This window comes from Acidimicrobiia bacterium, assembly GCA_009694375.1.
In the GTDB taxonomy this organism is placed as follows: domain Bacteria; phylum Actinomycetota; class Acidimicrobiia; order Acidimicrobiales; family VFJN01; genus VFJN01.
Map to the genome: position 1 here is coordinate 281,818 of SHVB01000001.1, position 20,770 is coordinate 302,587.

Below are 20,770 nucleotides of genomic sequence, written 5' to 3' on the forward strand. Positions count from 1 at the left end.
TCGGGTCCGCAGCAGAACTACTCTCTCGGCCGGGTGTTATAGCGGCTCATGGCTTGTCCGGGATCGCCCTGCAGGATGAGCTCGACGGCATCAGCGGCCTCCTGCACCACCACGTTCAGTTCGGCGCGGTCTGCTTTGCCGGGCTTCTTGAGGACGTGCTCCACGCCCTGGGCTTTACCCGGTGGCTTGCCGATGCCGATGCGCACCCGCACGAAGTCGTCGGTGTGGAGGTGCGCCTTGACGGACTTGAGACCGTTGTTGCCAGCCAACCCGCCCCCCACCTTCACCTTGAGCGTGCCTACCGGGAGGTCGAGCTCATCGTGCACAATCACAAGGCGGTGGGGGTCGTCGATCCCATGCCGGCGCACCAACGGCGCCACCGCCTCGCCCGAGAGGTTCATGTAGGTGAGCGGGATCGCCAGCGCCAGACGCTTCTCCCCCACCGTCACCTCGTCGGCCAGGGCGCGTTCCTTGCCTTTGCGGAGTATCGCACCGTGGCGTTGGGCCAGCAGTTGAACCACCTCGGCCCCCACATTGTGACGGGTGCCGTCGTATTCGGCGCCCGGGTTGGCCAGACCAACCACCAACAGGTCCGCTGGGGTGCCGCGACGCAAGGTCGCGCCACCCCATCGCCCAAACATCAGCCCTCGTCACCGTCGCTGGCCTCGGGGGCACTATCACCGCTGGCCTCGCCATCGGCCGCTTCGCCGGCACCCTCGGCATCGGTAGCGGCATCGCCGACCACCACCACTTCAGCCACCTGACGACTGGCGGTCACCACCGCCTCTTCGGGATCGACGGTGGTGGTAACACCGGCGGGCAGAACGATGTCGCTCACCCGCAGGGCGCTTCCGATCTCGAGACCGGAGATGTTGATGGTGAGGCCGGTGGGGATGTCGGCCGGTTTGGCGGTAATGAGTAGGGAAGTGAGCACCTGATCCACCACGCCGTCGTCGTCGGCCACATGCTTGGCTTCGCCTTCGATGTGGATCGCCACCTCGACCTCGACGGTCTTGTCCAGATCCACTCGGATGAAGTCGACGTGCAAGATGTTGCGGCGCACCGCATGGCGCTGCATGTCCTTCACCAGGGTGGGCATCCGCTCACCGGATACGTCGAGGTTGATGACGGCGTTGAGGCCCTGCTCGGTGATGAGGGCGGCCCGCAGTTCGCGCCATTCCACCATGAGCGGGATCGGATCGGCCCCGAGGCCGTAGACCACGCCGGGGATTTTTCCCTCGTTGCGCAGACGACGGGCGGGACGGGTGCCCTGGGGAGGACGCGGGGTTGCTTGGAGAATGATCTCGGCCATCGGATGCTCCTACGTCTGAGATCGCGCCGGAGCGCGTTGGTTCTGTGGTTGAGGACATGAGGGTACTTGATCGGCCCAATCCCGAGCCACCTGGCAGGATCTCGTCCTATGCGTATCGGACTCGCCCTGCCGGCCATGCTCGACGGTCTCGATCGGCGCGGAGTGCTGGAGTGGGCCCGCCGCATCGAAGCCGATGGGTACTCCACCATTGGCTTCGGCGAGCGGATTTCCTACCGTAACCTGGAGATGTTCTCCGTGCTGAGCGCGGCCGCGGCCGTCACCGAAACGGTCGATATCGCCGCCTCGGTGGTGGTGCTCCCGATGCATTCGGAGGTCTCGGTGGCCAAGCAGATGGCCACGATCGACGTGCTCTCCGGAGGCCGAGCGGTGCTGGGGGTCGGGGTGGGTGGGCGGTCGGAGGACTACGAGGCGCTCGACAGGCCCGTAGCGCAGCGCTGGGACCGCCTCGACGCCCAGGTGGCCCGCCTGCGCCGCCTATGGGACGGGGAGCCACCGGCGCCCGGTCACGCGCCCCTCGGCCCACCCCCGCTGCATCGGATTCCGATCATCTCAGCGGGGGTAGGACCGCGTTCCCTGGCCCGCAGCGCTCGCTGGGCCGACGGCATCAACGGATTCGAACTCGACCCCACCCCGGCGGCCCTGGCGGGTGGGGCGGATCGCGTCCGCTCGGCGTGGACGGCCGCCGGGCGAGAGGATCCACCCTTACTCATGACGAGTTGGTGGTTTGCCCTCGGCGCCCAACCCCTTCCCCAACTGCGGGGGTATGCCCGCCACTACCTCGGGGTCTTTGGCCCCGCGCTCGCCGATGCCCTCGCCAATTCCGCCACCGCGGCCGGGCCCGATGCCGTGCGAGCCGGGGTAGAAGCCGCCGAGGCGGCGGGCTACGACGAAATCCAACTCGTCCCCACGGTCACCGATCTGACCCAACTCGATGAACTCACCGAGGTGCTCTCCGACTACCTCTGACCCGCGGGCCACCCTCGGCAACCCCCGTGAGGGGAACGGTCAGTTCTGGTTGGCGCCGCCGAAGATCTCCGAGACGGAATTGTCTTCGAATACCGCATCGATCGCCTCGGCCAGGATCTTGGCCACCGACAGCACCTCGATCTTGTCGATCTGCTTTTCCGGACCCAGGGGCAAGGTGTTGGTGACGATCACCTTGCTGATCACAGAGTTCTTGAACCGGTCGATGGCTGGGCCCGACAGCACTCCGTGGGTGGCGAGTGCGTAAATATCGGAGGCACCCCGTTCCCGGAGTTGGTCGGCGGCCGCGCAGATGGTGCCGCCGGTGTCGATCATGTCGTCGATGATCACGCAGGTACGGCCTTGGACGTCGCCCACGATCTCCACGGCCTCCACGCTGTTCTTCACGCCCTTCACCCGGCGCTTGTGCACGATGGCCAGATCAGCCTGCAGTTGATTGGTGTACCGCTCCGCCACCTTCACCCGGCCGGCATCAGGCGACACGACGACGAGATCGGCGTGGAGGTTGGTCTTGATGTAGTCAACGAGGACGGGCATGGCGGTGAGGTGGTCCACGGGGCCGTCAAAAAAGCCTTGGATCTGCCCGGAGTGCAGGTCCACCGACATCAGCCGGTTGGCCCCCGCCGAGGCAAATAAGTTGGCCACCAACTTGGCGGTGATCGGCTCACGACCCTCGGCCTTGCGATCCTGGCGGGCATAGCCGTAGTTGGGGATCACGGCGGTGATGCGCTTGGCCGAGGCGCGCCGGGCGGCGTCGATCATGATCAATTGCTCCATGATCACATCATTGACGGAAAGGTCCTCGGTGGAGCCGTGCGTCTGGATGATGAACACATCGGCGCCGCGCACGTTTTCCCCGAGCTTTGCGTGGATCTCGCCATTGGAGAACTCCACCAAGTTGGGATGGCCGAGTTCCACGCCCAACTGGGCCGCAATCTCGTTGGCCAAGGGCAAGTTCGACCGGCCCGACAGTAGGTGCAGCCTCTTCTTGGTAATCAGCTCCATGGGTTCCTTTAGTGCGTGGCGATGTTGGGAGTGTAGAACGCCCCGGTGTGGGTACCTGGCGCAATTTCGGCCCCCGGTTCCAGCACGGCGTAGGGACCGACCACGCAATCAGCGCCGATGGTGCTGTGACGGGCAACGGTATGCTTGAGGGTGGTGTGTTCGCCCACCGTGCAGTCCACCAGCCGACATCCCGGGCCAATCTCGACACCCCGTCCAATGGTGGTGAGACCTTGGAGGATCGTGCCGGGGAACAACGTGACGTCGGCGGCGAGCACCACGGTGGTGTCGATGTAGGTAGCGGAGGGGTCCACCATGGTGACGCCCTTGGCCAGCCAGGCGGCGTTGATGCGACGGCGGAGCCCGGCTTCGGCATGGGCGAGTTGGGCACGGTCGTTGATGCCATGGGTCTCGTCGGGATCGCCCGCCATGAGCGTGACCACTCGATGGCCCGCGTCGGTGAGTACCTCCACCACATCGGTGAGGTAGTACTCGCCCTGACTGTTGTTGGGGTGCACCAGCCGCAGGGCAGGGGCCAGCAGACTGCGCCGGAAACAGAAGATCCCCGTGTTGATCTCGCGGATCTCAAGTTGCTCAGCAGTGGCGTCTCGGTGCTCCACGATCCTCGCCACGCGCTCGTCCTTACCCACCCGCACGATGCGGCCGTACCCGGTGGGATCTTTGAGATGGGCGGTGAGCATCGTGCAGGCCGCCCCGGATGCACGATGCTCGGCCACGAGGGTGTCGATGGTGGCGGGACGCAGAAGGGGGGTGTCGCCGGGCAGCACCAGCACATCGAGATCGTCGTCGAGATCGTCGTCGGGCAGACCGGTGAGGCCCACGGACACCGCGTCGCCGGTGCCCAGCTGGCGGGTTTGCTCCACGAATTCGAGCCGGAGGCCAGCACTGTCCTCGGTGAGTTTCTTGGTCACTCGCTCGGCCTCATGGCCCACCACCACCACGGCCCGACCGATCTCGGCGGCGGGGAGGGCATCGAGGACGTAGAGCACCATCGCCCGGCCACAGAGCAGATGCAGCGGCTTCGGACGGGTGGATCGCATGCGCGATCCCTCGCCAGCAGCCAGTACGACAGCGGATAGGTGGCGTTCACTCACCCCTCTGGTCTACCCCGCCCGGGCCACCCGCTCCCGTTCTATAGATCCCTCGGCACCAAAAACGGGCTTCTAGGGGGCGAATCGTTCCGCATCCACCACGCCAGGCACCACCTGCACATAAAAGCGGCCGTCGAAACCGTCGGCGCGCCGGGTGTCAATGCTCACTACCGTTCCGTCGGTCAGTTGGAGCGACACCGCATCCGCCGTGCCCGCCGACCGGCCGAACACCACCGTCTGGCCGCCGAAGGTGGCGTCTTGTGGCGTCAGGCTGCAAGCACCGGCCAGTTGCACGCCGTCGGCGTACAGGAACGTGCATGTCTCGCCGTCGACGTCGCGCTCGGCGGTTACCCGCCACTGCGTGGCCGCGAGCGCGCCCTCGTCGAGAGTCACGGACTTCTCGGCGTTGGGATCTTCCTGCTGGTTGAGGACCGCCCCGATGACGATGCCCACGACCACCACCACCGGGAGGAGAAGGGCGATCATCAAACAACCTGGGCCCGAGGGCGGCGCGCGCCGGGAGGGGTCGGCGGGATCCATGGCTCGGGGGGGAGGGATCGAACCTCCAACATCCGGCTCCAAAGGCCGGTGTTCTGCCAATTGAACTACCCCCGATCGGTGGCCTCAGGATACGCCCCGGGAACCCCAGTGCACGTTTCGGCCAGGATCACCGCCGCGCCGGAGCCCGCCGGCGCTTCGTTGCGGCGGCCGACGAGACGATGGGCCGGCGTTGGCGTCGACCATGGCGTCACCGATAGCGTGGCCAGCCTCATGGGTTCATTGATCAAGAAGCGCCGTAAGCGCATGCGCAAGAAGAAGCACAAGAAGATGCTGAAGCGCACGCGTTTCAAGCGCAGAGCAGCCGGCAAGTAGCCGACTCGCTCCCCCGCACAACCGATCTCGGTGACCGACCGCCCCTCCCACGGGGCGGTCGGCGCGCGTAGGGCCCGCTGGTGACCCCGGGGCGGTCAGGCCCGGATCGTATGGGCCACCACGAAACCGTCGCCTTCGTACGCTCCCTCCACGAACCAGGTGCTGCCGCTGCCGGTGAGCACTGGGGTGTGGCCGGTGGCGTCGCCGAGGCGATCGCGCCAGTAGGCGAGTTCGGGGGCCACGGCCAACGCGGCGGGTTCGAGATCGTTGGGGCCTTCCGCTCGCGGCCCCCCGAGGTTGTCCCAGGCCCGGTACACCGTGGCGGTGGCGCAGTACACCGGCGGGGTGAGCAGGGTAAAGGTGATAGGCAGAAACGCTAAGGGCTCCAGACATTCCCCCATGCCCGTCACCCGAGCCCGGCCGCCGAGCAGGCAAAACGGCACGTCGGCCCCGAGGGCGGCGGCGAGGGTGCAGTCCGTTTCACCGGCCCAGCGCAACACCGCGGCGGCATCGGCTGAACCCCCGCCCAGCCCGGCGCCCGAGGGGATGCGCTTGTCCAACCGCACTCGGGCGGTCCGCCCCACTGCCGCCAGGGCTCGTCGTACGAGGTTGTCATCCCCGGCCGACACATCGGCCCCACCCCCGATCAACTCCAGGCCATCGCCGTCGGTAAAGGTCAAGGTGTCGGCGAGGTCGATGGTGACCATCTCGGCCTCAATCAGGTGCATACCGTCGGGCCGTACCCCCACCACCCGCAGCGACCGGGTCAGTTTCGCAGGAGCGAGCACCCCCTCAGCGTAGAGCCGAGGGCGGGGCGGAGGGTAACGAGCGAGTCAGGGATTCGCCTCGGCGGCCAGGCGGAGCCAATCGGCAATCACGAGTTCTTCGGCGCGCGCCTCAGGACGGATACCAGCGATGGCGAATGCCTCCGGCGTCACCATCTCGGCCAGGGAGCGCCGCAACATTTTGCGGCGCTGGCCGAAGCCCGCTTCCACGAGGCTGAACACCACCCGGCGTTGGGCATCATCGCCGGCCGGCTCGTGCCGTCGGATCGCCACGAGGGCCGACTCCACCCGCGGCGGGGGGATGAAGACGCCGGGCGACACTTTTCCCACCACCTCGGCGTCGGCCCACCAGGCTCGGCGCACCGACGGGATCCCGTAGGCCTTCGTCCCCGGCGTGGCGGCCAGGCGCTCCCCCACTTCAAGTTGCACCATCACCAGCATGCGGTCGATGGCGGGAACGGTGGCGAGTAGGTCGAGCACTACGGGGGTGGCGATGTTGTACGGCAGGTTTGCCACCAGCGACCACGTTCCCTCGCCCAGTTGGGCGGGCCAGTCCATCTCCATGACATCGGCTTGCACCACCGTCGCCCCCACCGGCTCCACGACCGAACGGAGGATGGGCACCAGGCGACGATCGATCTCGATGGCGGTCACCACCGCGCCCGCCTCCACCAAACCAAGGGTGAGCGACCCCAGTCCGGCCCCGATCTCTACCACCCTGTCACCGGAGCGCACCCCCGCCAGCCGCACGATCTTGCGGATGACGTTGGCGTCGGCCAGAAAGTTTTGCCCCAGCGCTCGCGATGGCTCTACCCCACCCGTCGCCAGCAGCGCCCGAATCTCCGTCGGCGAGTGCGTCACGCTCTGAGCCTGCCAGAGTCCGGCCCGGCGCCCGGGGTTGAGTGGCGGCGGCCCCGATGGTGAGCCACGACAAGGGGCGCGGGGGTCAGAGGAAGCCGAGGGAGCGAGCGCACGTGGGCCACTGGGCCCAGCCGCCGCGTGCCTGCAGGACCATGCCGCGCTTGATCTGTTCCTCCCGCGACGCCTCGTGCGGATAACCCACACCACCCACATCAGCCCACATAGTCAGCGAGAACTGCAGGCCACCGAAGTAGCCGTTGCCGGAGTTGATCGCCCAGTTTCCGCCAGCCTCACACTGCGCCATCCGATCCCAGTTGGCCGGATCGTTCGGGTCGGCGGGGCCGGCGGTCGCCGGGGGCGTCGTCGTGGTTGGCGCGGGGGGAGCGGCCACGGTGGTGGGCGGGGCGGCCACCCGCGCCCGAACCGGCGCGGTGGGTGCGGGGGCGGTGGGCGGAGCGGGGGCCACCGTGGTCACGGTGGTGGAGGGCGCCGGCATGGTCGTGGTGGTGGAGGACGCTGCCAGGGCAGGCTCGAGGGCCACTGGGGCCGCGGGCACATCTTCGGTCTCGGCGGTGGCGGGGAGGTTGTCGATCACCAACAGCGGCAGCGCCGCGAGGGTGACGGCGAGGGCCAACGCCATTCGACTGCGCCGCACGCGCACCGCGGGGGCCCCTTCGCCGGCGTCGGGATCCATGCCCGGTTCGCCAGGGAGACCCGGAGGATTGACCCCGTCCAACTGAGTCGGGGGGCGACGAGGGAACTTTGCTGACATGACGTTCCAACATTACGCGCGCCCGTAACACAACCGCAAACTACCACCTTGTGATTTCTTGAACGACTGGTAAGAGGGGTCAGTCGGGGGGTAGCCGGTAGATGGCGTGGGCCGTTTCCCAGGTGGCAGCCGCAACATCTTCGGCGGCGAGGCCCTTGAGTTCGGCGATCCGAGCCCCCACCTCGGTGACCCACGCCGGCTGATTCCGCTTCCCGCGATGCGGTACCGGAGCAAGGTACGGGCTGTCGGTCTCCACCAAAAGAGCATCGAGGGGACACAAGGCGACCGCGTCGTGGAGGGCGACGGCGGAGGGAAAGGTAACGATGCCGCTGAAGGACAACACGGCGCCGAGATCAAGACAGCGGCGGGCCTCCTCGGGGCCGCCGGTGAAGCAATGGAAAACGGTGCGTTCGGGCACCCCCTCCGCCGCCAGGATGGCGAAGGTTTCCGACCACGCCTCCCGGGTATGGATCACCAAGGTGAGGTCGTGGGTGTGGGCCAGGGCGATCTGGGCGGCGAAGACCTCTACCTGCTGCGTCCGCGGGGAGTGGTCGTAATGGAAGTCCAGACCGCACTCCCCCACCCCCACCACCTCGGGTTCGCCCAGCAGTGCCTCGAGCCCGTCGATTCCGCCGCTGGCCTCGTGGGGGTGCACTCCCGCAGTGGCCCACACCACCCCGGGATGGCGCCGGGCGGTGGCGAGGTACGCGCGCGACTGCTCCACGTCACACCCCACGGTGATCAACCGTTCCACTCCGGCGACCCCGGCCGATGTCACCTGCTGGGCGGCCACCGCCGGGTCGAGATCAAGGTGGCAGTGGTCGTCGATCCAGCGCATCAGGCAAGGGTAGGACTTCGGTTCCCTAGCGATGGGGCCCAGGGGGTGCCGTGGCGCGCCTCAGCCGGAGACTGACCAACCCCGCCAAGATCAAAACCCCTCCCATGATGGTGAGGGGCAGCGACCCGCTCGGCCCCGTGGCGGGCAGGGAGCGGGTGATCACCAACGCCAGCACGCCCACCGAGGTAGGGGGGCTCTGCTCGATCACGAGCGCAGTACCAATCTCGATTTGCTCTTCGGTGGCGGTGGTCGGGATGGTGGTGGTCGGGATGGTGGTGGTCGGGATGGTGGTCGTGGGGGTGGAGGAGGAGGTGGCCCCGCAGGTGTGGCTCAGCACGATGGATGACTCCGGCGAGTCAGGGGTGTTGTAGGAGGCGGCGTCGTGCACCACCCCGGACCAGGGGGTGTACACGTAGGCATCGTGCCTGCTCGGATCAGCGATGAAATTCTCGGCGGGACTGAAGGTGGCCCACTGCTCGGTGGTGCGCGCGGTGAGGCCCGCCAACGTCACCTCGTGGCCGTCCAGGGTGAAGGCCACATCGAGCGAGGCCACCTCGGCGGGAGCGTCCAGGATGAAATGCCAGGCGGTCCATCCCGCCACCACTGCCGCCGAGGGACATTTCTGCGAAGTCTCCAACGAGGACGCCGCAACCCCTCGTTGACCGATGCCGAGGTACGAATGGTAGCCAGGCCCGAATACCGGCGGGGCCTCCGCCGAGGCCGGGACCGCCCAAACCCCCAGCACAGTCAGGAGTAAGCCCACCACCAATGCCGCTTGAGCGAGGGGTACTCGAGCAGGGACTGCCACGGCCACGCGCCAACCTCTTTCATTTCACAAGAACACATACTGCGATCGACGATAGAAACTTGGTGCCTCCCCGTCAACAGCCAGGCGGGTGGGCGCCGCCGAGGCCAGTGGGCAACCAGGGTCGCTCATCCTACCTCCGCCATCCCCCACGGATCGTCGGGGTTGAGGGGCCCGAGCTCGATCGACGGCACGGGAAGCTCTCGTTCTCCCCGCAGACCATCGATGCGGCTGAGTTGGCGTTCAAGTTGGCGACGCCGCGGGCCGGCCACGTCTTCGAGGGCCCGCTGGGCGAGATCGAACCGTTTGGAAACCCCATCGAGGGCCTCGGAGAACTTCGTCCATTGTTCGCTGAACCCCACCAGGCATCGAAGGATCTCGTCGGAGGTCCGGGTGAGTCGGGTTTGTTCCACCGCCTGACGGATCACGGCGAGCACCGCAAACAGACTGACCGGAGAGCACAACACCACCTTCTGGCGCAGGGCCACATCGATCAGATCCGGGTCCTGATCGTGGATGAAGGCCCACACGCTCTCGTTGGGGATGAACAGCAGCACTTCGTCCAGCGTGATGTCGGGATCGATATAGCCGCGGGTAGACAGTTCCTTCACCCGGTGACGGACATCACGCAGGAACGCCTTGGCGGTGGCCGCCCGCTCCCCGTCGGTACCGGCCTCCAAATGTCGTAGGTAGTTGTCGATCGGAAACTTCACATCCATGTGGAGCACCCGCTCCCCTGGGAGCAGAAACGTGACATCCGGAATGGCACCACCGGCGATCGCCGTCTGCTTTTTATAGGTAACCCCCTCCACCATGCCGGCTAGGCGCAACACGTCGTCAGCCATGCGCTCGCCCCACTGGCCGCGCGCTTTTGGGCTAGCCAACGCCTCGCGCAGATGCCCGGTGGTCTCGGCCAGCCGAGTGGTAGAGGCGGTAGCCGCCTGGAGACCGGCCACCAGTTGGCCGTGCTGCTGGGCCCCTTCCTGCTGCAGGCGAGCAACCACATCGCCGAGGCGTTCCAACTGGGCGGTAAGGCCCTCCACCCGCTTCTCGAAGGCGCTGGCGCGCAGATCCAACTGGCGGCTGCCGCTTTGCATCGAATCCCCCAGTTTTTCGCCAGCCATTTGCGCGGCCATGCCGGCCGCCGAGGTAACGGTGTGCTCGCGCTCGTGGCCGAGGGTGGCCGCTAGAGCAGCCGATTGCTCCTCGAGGGCGGCGGCCAGACGGGCATCGGCCTGATGGGCACCGGACCGGGCGGCCGCCAGCCCCACGACCAGTGCCACCCCAATCACCCCCAGCACGCCCAACAGGACCAAAACGACAGAAAGTTCCATAGGCGCAGTATGGGCGGCGGGTGTGACAACCCTGGCCGGTCTCCTCTCCGGGTTGGTGGGTAAGGCCGCCGCTCGGGCGCGTAAAGTGAGCCGGAATGGCTACCTGGATACTGCGCCTCGACGATGAGCGCAGTGGCGTACGGGTGGCGATCAAAGATCTCATCGATGTGGCGGGCGCGCCCACCACCGCAGCGTGCTCGGCGGTGGCCTCTACCGCCGCCGCCGCCACCCAGGATGCGGAATGTCTGGCGGGGCTGCGCGCCGCGGGGGTGGCCATCATCGGAAAAACCAACCTCCATGAACTGGCCTTCGGAGGCACCGGAGTGAACGCCGCTTTCGGCACCCCGGTGAATCCATTCGACCCGGCGTGCATCCCCGGCGGCAGTTCCAGCGGAAACGCCGTCGCGCTCGCCCATGGTGAGGTGGATATCGCCATCGGCACGGATACTGGCGGTTCGATCCGCACTCCCTCGGCGTGTTGCGGCACCGCCGGCCTCAAGACCACCTGGGGCCGTGTCTCCACCATCGGCGTCTGGCCCCTCGCCCCCTCACTGGACAGCATCGGCCCGATGGCACGCGATGTGGGCGGCCTCGTGGACGGCATGGCCCTGCTCGAACCTGGCTTCGCCGCCGGGGCGACCACGACGGTGATCGGGCGAGTTCGGCTCCCCGGGGTGGATCCGAACATCGAGACAGCCATCGACAACCTGCTCGCCGCCGCCGAAATCACGGTGATCCCCATCACCCTGCCGGGCTGGGACGCGGCGATCCAGGCCGGACGGGACATTCTCCAGTACGAAGCGTGGCAGCAAGACGGGCCCCTGTACGACCACCATCGGGCCGGGTTGGGCCCGGACATCCAAGCGCAACTACGCCAGGCCCAGGCCGTGACCGGGGCTACCTATCGCAAGGCGCTGGTCCACCGCACGCGGTGGCGCTCTGAATTAGCCGCCGCCTTCCAGCAGGCACCCGTTCTGGCGTGGCCCGCCATGGTGGAGTTCCCACCCCTCCTCGATGCCCCCACCCCCAATACCCGCGGCGCGAGCATCGGCGTCAACCTCGCCGGTCACCCCAGCCTCGCCCTTCCCATTCCCGCCGCCGGGCGTTTCCCGGCCAGTCTGCAACTCGTCGGCCCCGATGATACCGAGGGTCGACTGTGCGGCACCGGCTTGGTGCTCGAAGCCGCCGCCGCCACCGTGCGCTCCGCCTGAGGGCCGACACCGGCAACCACCGCGGCACGACCGGCGGAGATGGTGCGCCGATACCCTTGCAGGGTGACCCACATTCGTATCGGCACGATCCTCGACGCTTCCCCCGAGGCGGTATGGGCCGATGTCAGCCAGATCGCCAGCCACGTCGACTGGATGGCCGACGCCATCGCCATTCGTTTCACCTCGCTTACCACCGCCGGGGTGGGAACCACCTTCGAGTGCAAAACCAAAATCGGTCCGTTCAAACTGACCGACGTGATGGAGATTACCGAGTGGGAACCGGCGCGGGTGATGGGGGTTCGTCATTCCGGGGTGGTCACCGGCACCGGTCGCTTCACCCTGCAGCCGGTAGCAGGGGGCGGCACCACCTTCGAGTGGAGCGAAACCCTGGTGTACCCGATCTGGCTGGGCGGCCCAGTGGGGGCCTTCCTCGCCGCCCCGCTACTCCGCTGGGTATGGCGTCGCAACCTCTCCCGCTTGGCCGCCCGCTTCTAAGCCCGCCCGCTACCCCGCGCCGGCGAGGACGATCGAGGCACTACCGGCCACCAACCCAATGGCCACCACTGCACCCACGATCACCGTGGGGTCCTTCAACACGCGCGGACCAAAGTCGGTGAGGACCCAACCGGCGAGGAAACCCACGATCAGGCCACCCACATGCCCCCCCACGGAAATGTTGGGCACGGCAAAAGTAAAGACGAGGTTCAACATGATGGTGGCACCCAGCCCGGAATCCATGATGCTGATGCCCCGGGCGCGGAACACCGCCACCGCCACGCCCATGAGCCCGAACACCGCTCCTGAGGCTCCCACCGTGAAACTGCTGGGATCGATGATCATCACCCCGAGGGCCCCCCCGAGCATCGCCACGAAATAGAGGAGTACGAACCGGCCTCGGCCCACAACTGGCTCGAGCAACTGCCCCAATCGATAGAGCACGAACATGTTGAACGCCAGATGCAAGAAGTCGGCGTGCAGGAACCCCGAGGAGACCAGCCGATACCACTCGCCGTTGGCCACCCCGAAGGCCGATAGCCCCTCCCCCCCCGAAACCAGGCCACCGTTGCGGATGAACGCTCCCTTCGTAGTGCCGCCGGAACCTATGCCAACGAGGTAGACCATCACGTTCATCCCGATCAGCATGAAGGTGGCCACCGGCCTCGGCGGCCTCAGGGAGCGGGCACTGATCACCTTCTGGGCGCCCTGCTTCGTGCATTCGGGGCAGTGGAAGCCCACCGATGCCTGATGCATGCAGTCGGGACAGATCGGCCGATCGCAGCGCTGGCAGATCACGCCCGCCCGACGATCCGGGTGGCGGTAACAGGTCTGGATGGCGGTATCCACGAGGGTGAACGCTAGTGGGAGGGCCCCGCGACGAGGTGTCAGGACCACGACGGCAGACGCATTGCGAGACTGTGTCGGGATCGACGCCGAATCTTCATGCAACCTTTCGGTCCATTTGGAGTCTGAACCGGCGAGTGGAGAAGTCGTCACCGCCCTTAGGAGGTCGGAATGTATAGCTTCGCAATCGTGGTCATGTTGGCCCTCGCTACCTTGAAACTGGTCGACTTTGTGGTCGACAACGTGCCGGGCATCGAGCGCTTTCGCTCACTCGGTACCTTCGTAGTGGCCATCGGCGCCGTGTTGATACTGGACTACTCGCTCTTCGAAGGCTTCGGCATCGAGGTGCGCGACGAGCGCACCGGCCTGTGGATGACCGGGTTCCTCGTGGCGGGCCTGACCGTCGCCTGGCGAGCCATGTTCACCTGGCTCACCCATGAGCGGGCCGCCGGAGACGAGACCCTCGGCGTGCAGTCGCCCATCCGTCGCGTCGCCTAACGCCACTACGGGTTGCTCCCACCCGAAGGGCGGATCGCAGCAGCGGTCCGCCCTTCGGCGCGTTCGGGACCCGCAGCCAGGAAAGACTTGGTGGCCCCGTTGTCACCTCGTGGCGGGTGATCCGGGATGGTCCAGAATGAACCAGTACCAACCGTGCGGGGCCAGCGTGATGACGTAGGGCAATGCACCAATAGGCGGGAAGGCCACCCCGCCCGTGACCTCGACGGGAATCTGACCGGCCCAGTCGGACAGCATCAACTCGCCGAGTTGCCGAAGCCGGCTGAGGTTATGAACGCACAGCACGCTCTGGTGCTCGTCGCGCCGCAGATAGGCCAGGACCGCCGGATTGTCAACGGGCAGCACCTCTAGGGAACCAGTGCCCAACACGGGATACTCCCGACGCACCTGGAGAAGCCGTCGCAGCCAATGCAGGAACGACGACGTATCGCGTTGCTGGGCCTGCACGTTCACCGTGGCGAAGCCATAGACCGGATCCTCCACCGCCGGTAGGTAGAGCTGTGTCGCCTCCGCTTTGGAAAAACCCCCGTTGGGGTCCGGCGTCCACTGCATCGGGGTGCGCACCCCGTCTCGGTCCCCCAACAAGATGTTGTCGCCCATCCCGATCTCATCGCCGTAGTAGAGCACCGGACTCCCCGGCAGCGACAACAACAGGGCATGGAAGAGACGGGCGAGGGTTTCGTTATTGTCCAGCAGGGGGAACAAGCGGCGGGAAATGCCCACGTTGCGGCGCATACGCGGGTCACTGGCGTACTCGGCGTACATGAAGGCACGCTCCTCATCAGTCACCATCTCGAGGCTGAGTTCGTCGTGGTTGCGCAGGAAGATCCCCCACTGGCCGCCATCGGGAATCGGCGGAGTCGCCGCCAAGATCTCGGTAATGGGATGACGGTCCTCCCGCCGCACCGCCATGAACAGGCGCGGCATGAGCGGGAAGTGAAAGCACATATGACATTCATCGCCGTCGCGGCCGAAGTAGTCCACCAACTGTTCGGGCCGTTGGTTGGCTTCGGCCAATAACACCCGGCCCGGGTAGTGCTCATCCACCAGCTGCCGGAGGCGCCGCAAGTACGCATGGGTTTCGGGGAGGTTCTCGCCGTTGGTGCCGTCCTGCTCGAAGAGGTACGGCACGGCGTCGAGGCGAAACCCATCCAGGCCCAAATCCAGCCAAAACCGCACGACGTCGAGCATGGCATCGGCCACGTCGGGGTTGTCGTAGTTGAGGTCGGGCTGATGGTGGAAGAAGCGGTGCCAGAAGTACTGTCCCCGCACCGGGTCGTACGCCCAGTTCGATGTCTCCGTGTCTACGAAGAGCACTGAGGCATCGCCCCAGCGGCGGTCGTCGTCGCCCCACACATACCAGTCGGCCTTGGGGTTGGTCTTGTCCTGTCGGCTCTCCTGAAACCAGGGATGCTGGTCAGAGGTGTGGTTGATCACCATGTCGGCGACGACGCGCATCCCCCGCTGGTGCGCTTGTTCGATCAACTCACGAACATCGTCCATGGTTCCGTAATCGGGTAGCACACGATAGAAATCGGCGATGTCATAGCCACCATCGCGCAGAGGTGAGGCGAAGAACGGAAGCAGCCAGAGGCAGTCGATGCCGAGCCACTCGAGATAGTCGAGCTTTTCGATCAGGCCGCCAATATCACCAGAGCCGTCGTTGCCGGAGTCGAAGAACCCGCGCACGAATACCTCGTAGAAAACGGCTTGCTGATACCAGCGCGAGTCGATGGGCTCGATGGGGAGCGTCATGGCTGGCTTCAGGTGCCGGTGAAGTGGGCGTGCCCGGGACCGAACTCCAGGAACGACTGCACCCCGATGCGGGCATCGTGGGTACTGAACACCTCGGCGAAGAGTTGCTGCTCGAGGTCAAGGCCACCGTGGAGAGTGATGTCCAGGCCCCGGTCGATGGCCCGTTTGGCGAATCCTTGGGCCACCACTGCTCCGGTAGCCAGGGCGGCGGCGCGCGCCACGGTCCGGTCGAATACCTCGGCGGACGGCACCACCTCATCCACCAAACCCATCGCCAACGCCTCCTCGGCCCGCACCTGTCGCCCGGAAAAGATCAGGTCCTTCGCCCGGGCCGGGCCCACCAATCGGGCAAGGCGTTGCGTGCCGCCACCCCCGGGAATGATCCCCAGGAGGATCTCCGGTTGTCCAAGTTTGGCCTTGTCGCTGACGATCCGGAAGTCGCAGGCGAGCGCCAACTCGCAACCCCCGCCGAGGGCGAATCCGGAAATAGCGGCGAAGGTGGCCCGGGGAATGTCGGCCACCGCGTTCAGTGCCCTCAGGAAACACTGCCCGATCAACTGGGCTTCGGCCCGGGTGATGACCTCCTCAGGCGCTTCCACCGAACGGAACTCAGAAATCTCGGCCCCAGCGGCGAAGATGCGGTCGCCCCCTGTGACCACCACCGCGCCGGGCGGATCGTCCCGCAAGGCCGAGGCGGCAACTTCCAACTGATGGAGTAACTCCATCGACAGGGCGTTGACTTTAGGGTTGTCGAGGCGCAAGACGGCGACGCCGTCGTCTCGGCGCTCTACGGTGACAAGGGGCAGCGGCGACATAGCCGGGACGCTACTCGGGGACAAGCAGTTGCCCGGCGGCGGTCCACGGGTCGATCGTTCGATTGACCACGGCTTCGGTCAGCTCATCGAGCGCCACCCCGGCGGTGGCCTGGGCCCGCTCGAGCAACAGCGCCATCAGAATACGGGTGAGTTCGGCTCCCACTCGGGCGGCGCGACGCGACGCCAGGGTGTTAGTCGCTTCAAGGTGGGCGCGGTGGGCCCCGATGGCCTCCCATAATTCATGTACCCCACCACCGGTGAGCGCGTGGGTAGTCACCACTGTGGGTCGCCACCCGCCGGCGTCGGTGAGATCCAGCATCCGTTCGAGGTCGCCGCGGGTTTCCTCCACCCCCGGGCGGTCTGCCTTGTTGATCACAAACACATCCGCAATCTCCAACAGACCGGCCTTGTTGGCCTGCACGGCATCGCCCCAGCCAGGGTTCACCACCACCACGGTGGTGTCGGCGGCTTCAGCCACCTCCACCTCCACCTGCCCAACACCCACGGTTTCGATCACCACCCACGGCCAACCCACGGCGTCGAGCACTCGCACGGCTTCGAGGGTGGCCAGGGAAAGACCGCCGAGATGCCCGCGAGTGGCCATGGAGCGGATGTACACCCGCCGATCGCTGACATGGTCGGCCATGCGCACCCGATCCCCGAGGATGGCTCCGCCCGAAAACGGCGAAGAAGGATCTATCGCCAGCACGGCGATGGACTCCCCCGCCCCCCGCGCCTCCATGATCAACGCATTGGTAAGCGTGGACTTTCCCGCGCCAGGCGCGCCCGTGACCCCCACTGTGTAGGCCTGCCCGGCCCACGGATGGGTGCACCGTCCCACCTCCCGAGCCACCGGGCCGCCGCGTTCCACCAACGTCAGCAAACGCGCCAACGCAGCGCGGTCGCCGGACCGGGCGCGTTGGACAAGGTCAGCGGGATCATCGGCCATGAGTGCCCAACGCTACCGAATCGTCAGAGCGACACGGGGGTGCCATCGGCGAGGGTCTCCCCAATGTTGACCACCTCGGTAACGCCTTCCACGCGGTCCTTGAGGATCCGCTCGATGCCCGCCTTAAGGGTGACGGTGGAAGCGGGGCAACTCACGCAGGCCCCTACGAGTTCGACCTGCACGATCCCGGTGGTGGCATCGGCGCTATGCAGGAAGATGTCGCCGCCGTCGGCCTGAATGGCCGGACGAATAGCTTCGATAGTGGTTTGCACCTTCTCTTCAAACACAGGGACTCCTTCAAGGGCCAGAGCCATGATCGCGCCGCGGAGCAGCACCGAACCACTTCATGAGGGTCAACACCTCCAACCCGCTCCCTGTTCCCGCTCCCTGTTCCCGCTCCCTGTTCCCGCTCCCTGCCTCGTAGGGTCTTGCCCATGTCTTCCCGCCGCGTCCCCCCTGGTGCCCGTCGCGGCCTTCTCTCCCGAGCCGTATTCGGGTCGCTCACCACGGTGGGGGCCGTGGTGATGATGGCCGCGCCGGCAAGTGCCCACAACGCCGGGGGGGATGCCCTCCCCGAGCCCCTACTCCTGGGCTATGGCGGCGCGGCCGCCCTGGTGATCACCGCATTGGTGTTGTGGGCGTGGTGGCCTTCGGCTCGTCTCGCCCGTTTCCACCCCGCCGAAGCCCGGCCCGCCCCCGATACGCCACTCGCCGGCGGGGTGGCGGGCATCCTCTTGTTGGCCCTGGTGCTCGTTATCGCACTGGCCGGTGTCAATACCCAGGCCGGCAACCCCACCCCATGGGTGGTGGGGGTTGTGTTCTGGGTGGGCCTGCCGCTGAGTTGTGTGCTCTGCGGGGATGTCTTCCGCTGGGTCAACCCCTTCGCCACCGTGGTCCGACTACTTCCCCTCGGTACCCGCCAGCCTGCCGAAAGAACCGCTCCCCCGTGGGTGGCGGCGGCCTTCCTCTTCAGCTTCATCTGGTACTTCCTCGCCTACTACCGCCCGGGGTCACCGCGGGCGCTAGCGATGTTCCTGCTCCTCTACTCGGCGGCGGCGTTGGGGACCGGTTGGCGATGGGGGCACCGATGGCTCGCCACCGGAGAGGGTTTCGGCGCGCTGTCGTCCACGGTCGCTCGGGTCTCACCCTGGGGTGCTCGGGGGCCGCTGCCGCCGGGAATCGCGCCGCTCATGACCGTGTGGCTCGGGGGCGTCACGTTCGACCTGCTGGCGGAATCGAACCGTTGGGTCGACTTGCTCGGCTCCAGTCGGGGCTGGGGGCGGACCCTGCTCGACACTGCCGGGCTGGCCTGGGCGACCCTCATGGTGGCGGCGCTCTATCTCCTGGTGGTGTGGGTGGCCGAACGGGGTCAGACCCTCCGACTCGCCGCACCCCTGGGGGTGGCCCTCATCCCCTTGGCCACCGGATGGTTCCTCGCCCACGATCTCTCGTTGCTGCTGACGGAGGGACGGAACGCCCTCATCCTTGCCTCGGACCCGCTCGGGCGAGGCAACGACCTCTTTGGGACCGTCAACGGCACCATCGACTACGGGTTGCGAACCCAGAGTTGGCTTCGCTGGAGCGAGTTGGCTCTGGTGGCGGTCGGCAATCTGGCGGCGCTCGTCGTGTTTCACGACACCGCCCTGTCGCTCGTGACCCGCTCCCGTGCGGCACGCGCCACGGTGGTCACGGCGGCCGCACTGAGCACTACGATGGGCGCCGGTGTCGTAGTGGTACTCGGGTGACGGTATCGGTGGCGCGTTTGACGCTCGTGCTGGGCCACCAAGGTGGCTGGGACGAGATGGGGATGGTCCTTGCCCCCGTGGCGCTCTTCGCCGTGCTGCTGGCCATCACTAACCGTCGCGCCAACCGCTTCGGCGCCGAAGCCGAGGCCGAAGCCATCGAATTACCTCCGCCGGACGAACCCGCACCCCGCTAAGTTCCCCTCCCGTTCCCCACTTGCCGTTGACCCTCCTCCTTCGCACCATCCCGCCGCCGGGCCTCGACCTCGCCCGCCAACCGCGCCACGACGTGGTGGTGGAGATCGCCGACGGCGCGGACCGGTTCGTCGCCATCTCAGGACCGTTCACGACCTACGAACGCATGTTGCACACCGGGGCCGATGCCACGGTGGAAGAACGCATCAACTACGAGGTGGCCCCCCTCGTCTGGGGGCCATTCCCGTGGCTCTATCGGCGCGCCCTCGCCGGCCAGGTCATCCCCGGACACCGGCCCTGGTGGTTCCCACCGGAGACCACCAATGCCCGCACGGCCACCGTGATGGGCAGCCTCACCTTGCTGGCGGTGATGCTCGGCTATCTGGGTTCGGCACTCACCCAAACCATCACCTTCGCCGCCGACGAGTTCGGAGCCGGCCGGCCCGCCCAGGGCGCCACGCTGGCGGCCGTGCGCATCGGGGTACTCGGCGCCCTAGCCCTCGCCGCCCTCGCCGACCGGCGCGGTCGTCGTCGGGTGCTGCTGTGGGCGACCACCGCCGCCTGCGGGCTCTCCGCTCTGAGCGCCTTTGCTCCCAATCTCCTGACGCTGGGCATCTTGCAGGCACTGGTGCGGGGCGCCGTCACCGCCTCGGTCATCCTGCTCACCATCGTGGCCGTGGAGGAGATGCCCTCGGGATCGCGAGCCTTCGGGATCAGCCTGTTGTCGGTCACCGGCGCGCTGGGGGCGGGTCTGGTGCTCTTCGCCCTCCCCCTCGCGGATACCAGCGCAACGGGATGGCGCGTGATCTTCGTGCTCCCCCTGCTGTTCCTCCCGGTGCTCCTGCGTATCGCCCGCGTGCTGCCGGAGAGCCAACGTTTCACGGTTCCTCATGCCCGTGCTGGCATCAAGGGCCATGGCCGCCGCCTGGGGTTGCTGGCCGCCTCAGCGTTCCTGCTCGCCTTGTTCACGGCACCGGCTTCACAGTTGATGAACGAGTTCCTCCGCAACGAACGCGGCTTCAGCGCGGCCCGCATCAGTCTGTTCCTCTTACTCACCAATACCCCCGGGGGGATTGGCATCGTGATGGGCGGTCGACTGGCCGACACCCGCGGCCGTCGACAGGTTGGCGCCATCGGCACCATTGGAGGGGTGGCGTTCACGGTGGCGATGGTCCTAGCCCAAGGTTGGCCAATGTGGGCGCTGTCGGTGATGGGATCCATAACCGGGGCGATGGTGGTACCCGCGCTCGGTGTGTACGGACCCGAGCTTTTCCCTACGTCACTGCGGGGCAAAGCCAACGGCATCATCACCATCGTGGGGGTGGGAGGCAGCGTGGTCGGCCTCCTGGCCGCCGGTGTGCTCTCCGCCCGGTGGGACGGCCTGGGCCCAGCCCTTATGGTCCTGGCCATCGGTCCGATGATGATGGCCGCATTGGTGTTGGCGGCCTATCCGGAAACGGCCCACCGCGAACTTGAGGACATCAATCCGGAAGATCAGATTTCCGCGCTGCCCCGCTCCCTGGGGGGCGACACCCAGCACTAACGTG

General features: G+C 66.9%; 24 protein-coding genes and 1 tRNA gene. 8 read left to right on the top strand and 17 right to left on the bottom strand.

Translation table 11 applies throughout. The features are described from left to right. Positions 1-17: 17 nt before the first annotated feature. Positions 18-587, bottom strand: a complete 570-nt coding sequence (locus EXQ71_01370) for an aminoacyl-tRNA hydrolase (GenBank protein ID MSO86153.1) — start codon at positions 585-587, stop codon at positions 18-20. A gap of 53 nt (positions 588-640) precedes the next feature. Continuing rightward, a complete protein-coding gene (locus tag EXQ71_01375; GenBank protein ID MSO86154.1) occupies positions 641-1,312 on the bottom strand; it encodes a 50S ribosomal protein L25 in 672 nt (223 codons plus the stop codon). Between the two features lie 108 nt (positions 1,313-1,420). Between EXQ71_01375 and EXQ71_01380 the strand changes: the two genes are divergently transcribed. After that, a complete protein-coding gene (locus tag EXQ71_01380; protein ID MSO86155.1) occupies positions 1,421-2,299 on the top strand; it encodes an LLM class flavin-dependent oxidoreductase in 879 nt (292 codons plus the stop codon). Positions 2,300-2,338: 39 nt separating this feature from the next. Here the strand turns inward: EXQ71_01380 and EXQ71_01385 are convergent, their stop codons facing one another. The 4 genes from EXQ71_01385 to EXQ71_01400 all read right to left on the bottom strand — a co-directional run bounded on the left by EXQ71_01385 (position 2,339) and on the right by EXQ71_01400 (position 5,046). Next, a complete protein-coding gene (locus tag EXQ71_01385) occupies positions 2,339-3,322 on the bottom strand; it encodes a ribose-phosphate diphosphokinase (GenBank protein MSO86156.1) in 984 nt (327 codons plus the stop codon). A gap of 8 nt (positions 3,323-3,330) precedes the next feature. After that, positions 3,331-4,380: a bifunctional UDP-N-acetylglucosamine diphosphorylase/glucosamine-1-phosphate N-acetyltransferase GlmU gene (gene glmU / locus EXQ71_01390; GenBank protein MSO86157.1), complete on the bottom strand. Its 1,050-nt coding sequence runs from the start codon at positions 4,378-4,380 to the stop codon at positions 3,331-3,333. Between the two features lie 123 nt (positions 4,381-4,503). Continuing rightward, positions 4,504-4,917, bottom strand: coding sequence for a hypothetical protein (locus EXQ71_01395; protein MSO86158.1), 414 nt, complete (start codon positions 4,915-4,917; stop codon positions 4,504-4,506). 53 nt (positions 4,918-4,970) lie between these two features. Continuing rightward, positions 4,971-5,046: transfer RNA gene (locus EXQ71_01400), tRNA-Gln, on the bottom strand. 156 nt (positions 5,047-5,202) lie between these two features. Here EXQ71_01400 and EXQ71_01405 point away from each other — a divergent pair. After that, positions 5,203-5,304 (top strand): AURKAIP1/COX24 domain-containing protein, encoded by a 102-nt coding sequence (locus tag EXQ71_01405; GenBank protein MSO86159.1) that lies wholly within the window; start codon positions 5,203-5,205, stop codon positions 5,302-5,304. A 95-nt stretch (positions 5,305-5,399) separates the two neighbouring features. Here the strand turns inward: EXQ71_01405 and EXQ71_01410 are convergent, their stop codons facing one another. From EXQ71_01410 to EXQ71_01435, 6 genes are all read right to left on the bottom strand, one after another. Continuing rightward, positions 5,400-6,032, bottom strand: coding sequence for a 4-(cytidine 5'-diphospho)-2-C-methyl-D-erythritol kinase (locus EXQ71_01410; protein MSO86160.1), 633 nt, complete (start codon positions 6,030-6,032; stop codon positions 5,400-5,402). A 105-nt stretch (positions 6,033-6,137) separates the two neighbouring features. Then, positions 6,138-7,163: a 16S rRNA (adenine(1518)-N(6)/adenine(1519)-N(6))-dimethyltransferase RsmA gene (gene rsmA / locus EXQ71_01415; GenBank protein ID MSO86161.1), complete on the bottom strand. Its 1,026-nt coding sequence runs from the start codon at positions 7,161-7,163 to the stop codon at positions 6,138-6,140. Further along, a complete protein-coding gene (locus EXQ71_01420) occupies positions 7,036-7,446 on the bottom strand; it encodes a resuscitation-promoting factor rpfe (protein MSO86162.1) in 411 nt (136 codons plus the stop codon). Before EXQ71_01420 ends, rsmA begins: the two co-directional genes overlap by 128 nt. 355 nt (positions 7,447-7,801) lie before the next feature. Beyond that, a complete protein-coding gene (locus EXQ71_01425; GenBank protein ID MSO86163.1) occupies positions 7,802-8,560 on the bottom strand; it encodes a TatD family deoxyribonuclease in 759 nt (252 codons plus the stop codon). A 25-nt stretch (positions 8,561-8,585) separates the two neighbouring features. Next, on the bottom strand, positions 8,586-9,374 hold the full coding sequence (locus tag EXQ71_01430; protein ID MSO86164.1) for an LPXTG cell wall anchor domain-containing protein: 789 nt from the start codon (positions 9,372-9,374) through the stop codon (positions 8,586-8,588). Between the two features lie 119 nt (positions 9,375-9,493). Continuing rightward, positions 9,494-10,699 (bottom strand): DNA recombination protein RmuC, encoded by a 1,206-nt coding sequence (locus tag EXQ71_01435; GenBank protein MSO86165.1) that lies wholly within the window; start codon positions 10,697-10,699, stop codon positions 9,494-9,496. Positions 10,700-10,794: 95 nt separating this feature from the next. On the opposite strand from EXQ71_01435, the gene EXQ71_01440 reads away from it, so the two are divergent. Together EXQ71_01440 and EXQ71_01445 are read left to right on the top strand one after the other, a co-directional pair. Continuing rightward, complete coding sequence (locus EXQ71_01440; protein MSO86166.1) at positions 10,795-11,910, top strand: amidase; 1,116 nt, start codon at positions 10,795-10,797, stop codon at positions 11,908-11,910. A 39-nt stretch (positions 11,911-11,949) separates the two neighbouring features. Beyond that, positions 11,950-12,405: a hypothetical protein gene (locus tag EXQ71_01445; protein MSO86167.1), complete on the top strand. Its 456-nt coding sequence runs from the start codon at positions 11,950-11,952 to the stop codon at positions 12,403-12,405. A gap of 9 nt (positions 12,406-12,414) precedes the next feature. On the opposite strand, the gene EXQ71_01450 is transcribed toward EXQ71_01445, so the two are convergent. Continuing rightward, positions 12,415-13,254: a rhomboid family intramembrane serine protease gene (locus EXQ71_01450; protein MSO86168.1), complete on the bottom strand. Its 840-nt coding sequence runs from the start codon at positions 13,252-13,254 to the stop codon at positions 12,415-12,417. Positions 13,255-13,422: 168 nt separating this feature from the next. Between EXQ71_01450 and EXQ71_01455 the strand changes: the two genes are divergently transcribed. Beyond that, a complete protein-coding gene (locus EXQ71_01455; GenBank protein MSO86169.1) occupies positions 13,423-13,749 on the top strand; it encodes a hypothetical protein in 327 nt (108 codons plus the stop codon). Between the two features lie 102 nt (positions 13,750-13,851). Here EXQ71_01455 and treS read toward each other — a convergent pair whose 3' ends face one another. The 4 genes from treS to EXQ71_01475 are packed head-to-tail and all read right to left on the bottom strand — an operon-like array spanning position 13,852 to position 17,600. After that, entirely contained in the window at positions 13,852-15,522 is a 1,671-nt protein-coding gene (gene treS / locus EXQ71_01460) for a maltose alpha-D-glucosyltransferase (GenBank protein MSO86170.1), read from the bottom strand. 8 nt (positions 15,523-15,530) lie between these two features. After that, on the bottom strand, positions 15,531-16,337 hold the full coding sequence (locus EXQ71_01465; GenBank protein MSO86171.1) for an enoyl-CoA hydratase/isomerase family protein: 807 nt from the start codon (positions 16,335-16,337) through the stop codon (positions 15,531-15,533). A 10-nt stretch (positions 16,338-16,347) separates the two neighbouring features. After that, the gene (gene meaB, locus EXQ71_01470; protein MSO86172.1) at positions 16,348-17,286 is read right to left on the bottom strand and encodes a methylmalonyl Co-A mutase-associated GTPase MeaB; all 939 of its coding nucleotides are present in this window, start codon (positions 17,284-17,286) and stop codon (positions 16,348-16,350) included. Positions 17,287-17,309: 23 nt separating this feature from the next. Further along, the gene (locus tag EXQ71_01475; protein ID MSO86173.1) at positions 17,310-17,600 is read right to left on the bottom strand and encodes a NifU family protein; all 291 of its coding nucleotides are present in this window, start codon (positions 17,598-17,600) and stop codon (positions 17,310-17,312) included. Positions 17,601-17,720: 120 nt separating this feature from the next. Here EXQ71_01475 and EXQ71_01480 point away from each other — a divergent pair, with 120 nt between their 5' ends. From EXQ71_01480 to EXQ71_01490, 3 genes are read left to right on the top strand one after another with little or no spacing between them, the layout of a single operon-like run. After that, the gene (locus tag EXQ71_01480; protein ID MSO86174.1) at positions 17,721-19,031 is read left to right on the top strand and encodes a hypothetical protein; all 1,311 of its coding nucleotides are present in this window, start codon (positions 17,721-17,723) and stop codon (positions 19,029-19,031) included. Beyond that, positions 19,028-19,225 carry a hypothetical protein gene (locus EXQ71_01485; protein ID MSO86175.1) on the top strand — a complete coding sequence of 66 codons (198 nt, stop codon included), beginning with the start codon at positions 19,028-19,030 and terminating at the stop codon, positions 19,223-19,225. Before EXQ71_01480 ends, EXQ71_01485 begins: the two co-directional genes overlap by 4 nt. Positions 19,226-19,251: 26 nt before the next feature. Then, complete coding sequence (locus EXQ71_01490; protein ID MSO86176.1) at positions 19,252-20,766, top strand: MFS transporter; 1,515 nt, start codon at positions 19,252-19,254, stop codon at positions 20,764-20,766. Positions 20,767-20,770 lie beyond the last annotated feature (4 nt).

Coding starts and splice junctions, on each gene's coding strand:
- EXQ71_01455 (MSO86169.1), top strand. CDS start 13,423: ATGTATAGCTTCGCAATCGTGGTCATGTTGGCCCTCGCTACCTTGAAA.
- EXQ71_01410 (MSO86160.1), bottom strand. CDS start 6,032: ATGCACCTGATTGAGGCCGAGATGGTCACCATCGACCTCGCCGACACC.
- EXQ71_01425 (MSO86163.1), bottom strand. CDS start 8,560: ATGCGCTGGATCGACGACCACTGCCACCTTGATCTCGACCCGGCGGTG.
- meaB (MSO86172.1), bottom strand. CDS start 17,286: ATGGCCGATGATCCCGCTGACCTTGTCCAACGCGCCCGGTCCGGCGAC.
- EXQ71_01405 (MSO86159.1), top strand. CDS start 5,203: ATGGGTTCATTGATCAAGAAGCGCCGTAAGCGCATGCGCAAGAAGAAG.
- EXQ71_01440 (MSO86166.1), top strand. CDS start 10,795: ATGGCTACCTGGATACTGCGCCTCGACGATGAGCGCAGTGGCGTACGG.
- EXQ71_01475 (MSO86173.1), bottom strand. CDS start 17,600: ATGGCTCTGGCCCTTGAAGGAGTCCCTGTGTTTGAAGAGAAGGTGCAA.
- treS (MSO86170.1), bottom strand. CDS start 15,522: ATGACGCTCCCCATCGAGCCCATCGACTCGCGCTGGTATCAGCAAGCC.
- EXQ71_01465 (MSO86171.1), bottom strand. CDS start 16,337: ATGTCGCCGCTGCCCCTTGTCACCGTAGAGCGCCGAGACGACGGCGTC.
- EXQ71_01480 (MSO86174.1), top strand. CDS start 17,721: ATGTCTTCCCGCCGCGTCCCCCCTGGTGCCCGTCGCGGCCTTCTCTCC.
- rsmA (MSO86161.1), bottom strand. CDS start 7,163: ATGTGGGTGGTGTGGGTTATCCGCACGAGGCGTCGCGGGAGGAACAGA.
- EXQ71_01445 (MSO86167.1), top strand. CDS start 11,950: ATGGTGCGCCGATACCCTTGCAGGGTGACCCACATTCGTATCGGCACG.
- EXQ71_01395 (MSO86158.1), bottom strand. CDS start 4,917: ATGATCGCCCTTCTCCTCCCGGTGGTGGTGGTCGTGGGCATCGTCATC.
- EXQ71_01380 (MSO86155.1), top strand. CDS start 1,421: ATGCGTATCGGACTCGCCCTGCCGGCCATGCTCGACGGTCTCGATCGG.
- EXQ71_01385 (MSO86156.1), bottom strand. CDS start 3,322: ATGGAGCTGATTACCAAGAAGAGGCTGCACCTACTGTCGGGCCGGTCG.
- EXQ71_01420 (MSO86162.1), bottom strand. CDS start 7,446: ATGCCGGCGCCCTCCACCACCGTGACCACGGTGGCCCCCGCTCCGCCC.
- glmU (MSO86157.1), bottom strand. CDS start 4,380: ATGCGATCCACCCGTCCGAAGCCGCTGCATCTGCTCTGTGGCCGGGCG.
- EXQ71_01375 (MSO86154.1), bottom strand. CDS start 1,312: ATGGCCGAGATCATTCTCCAAGCAACCCCGCGTCCTCCCCAGGGCACC.
- EXQ71_01435 (MSO86165.1), bottom strand. CDS start 10,699: ATGGAACTTTCTGTCGTTTTGGTCCTGTTGGGCGTGCTGGGGGTGATT.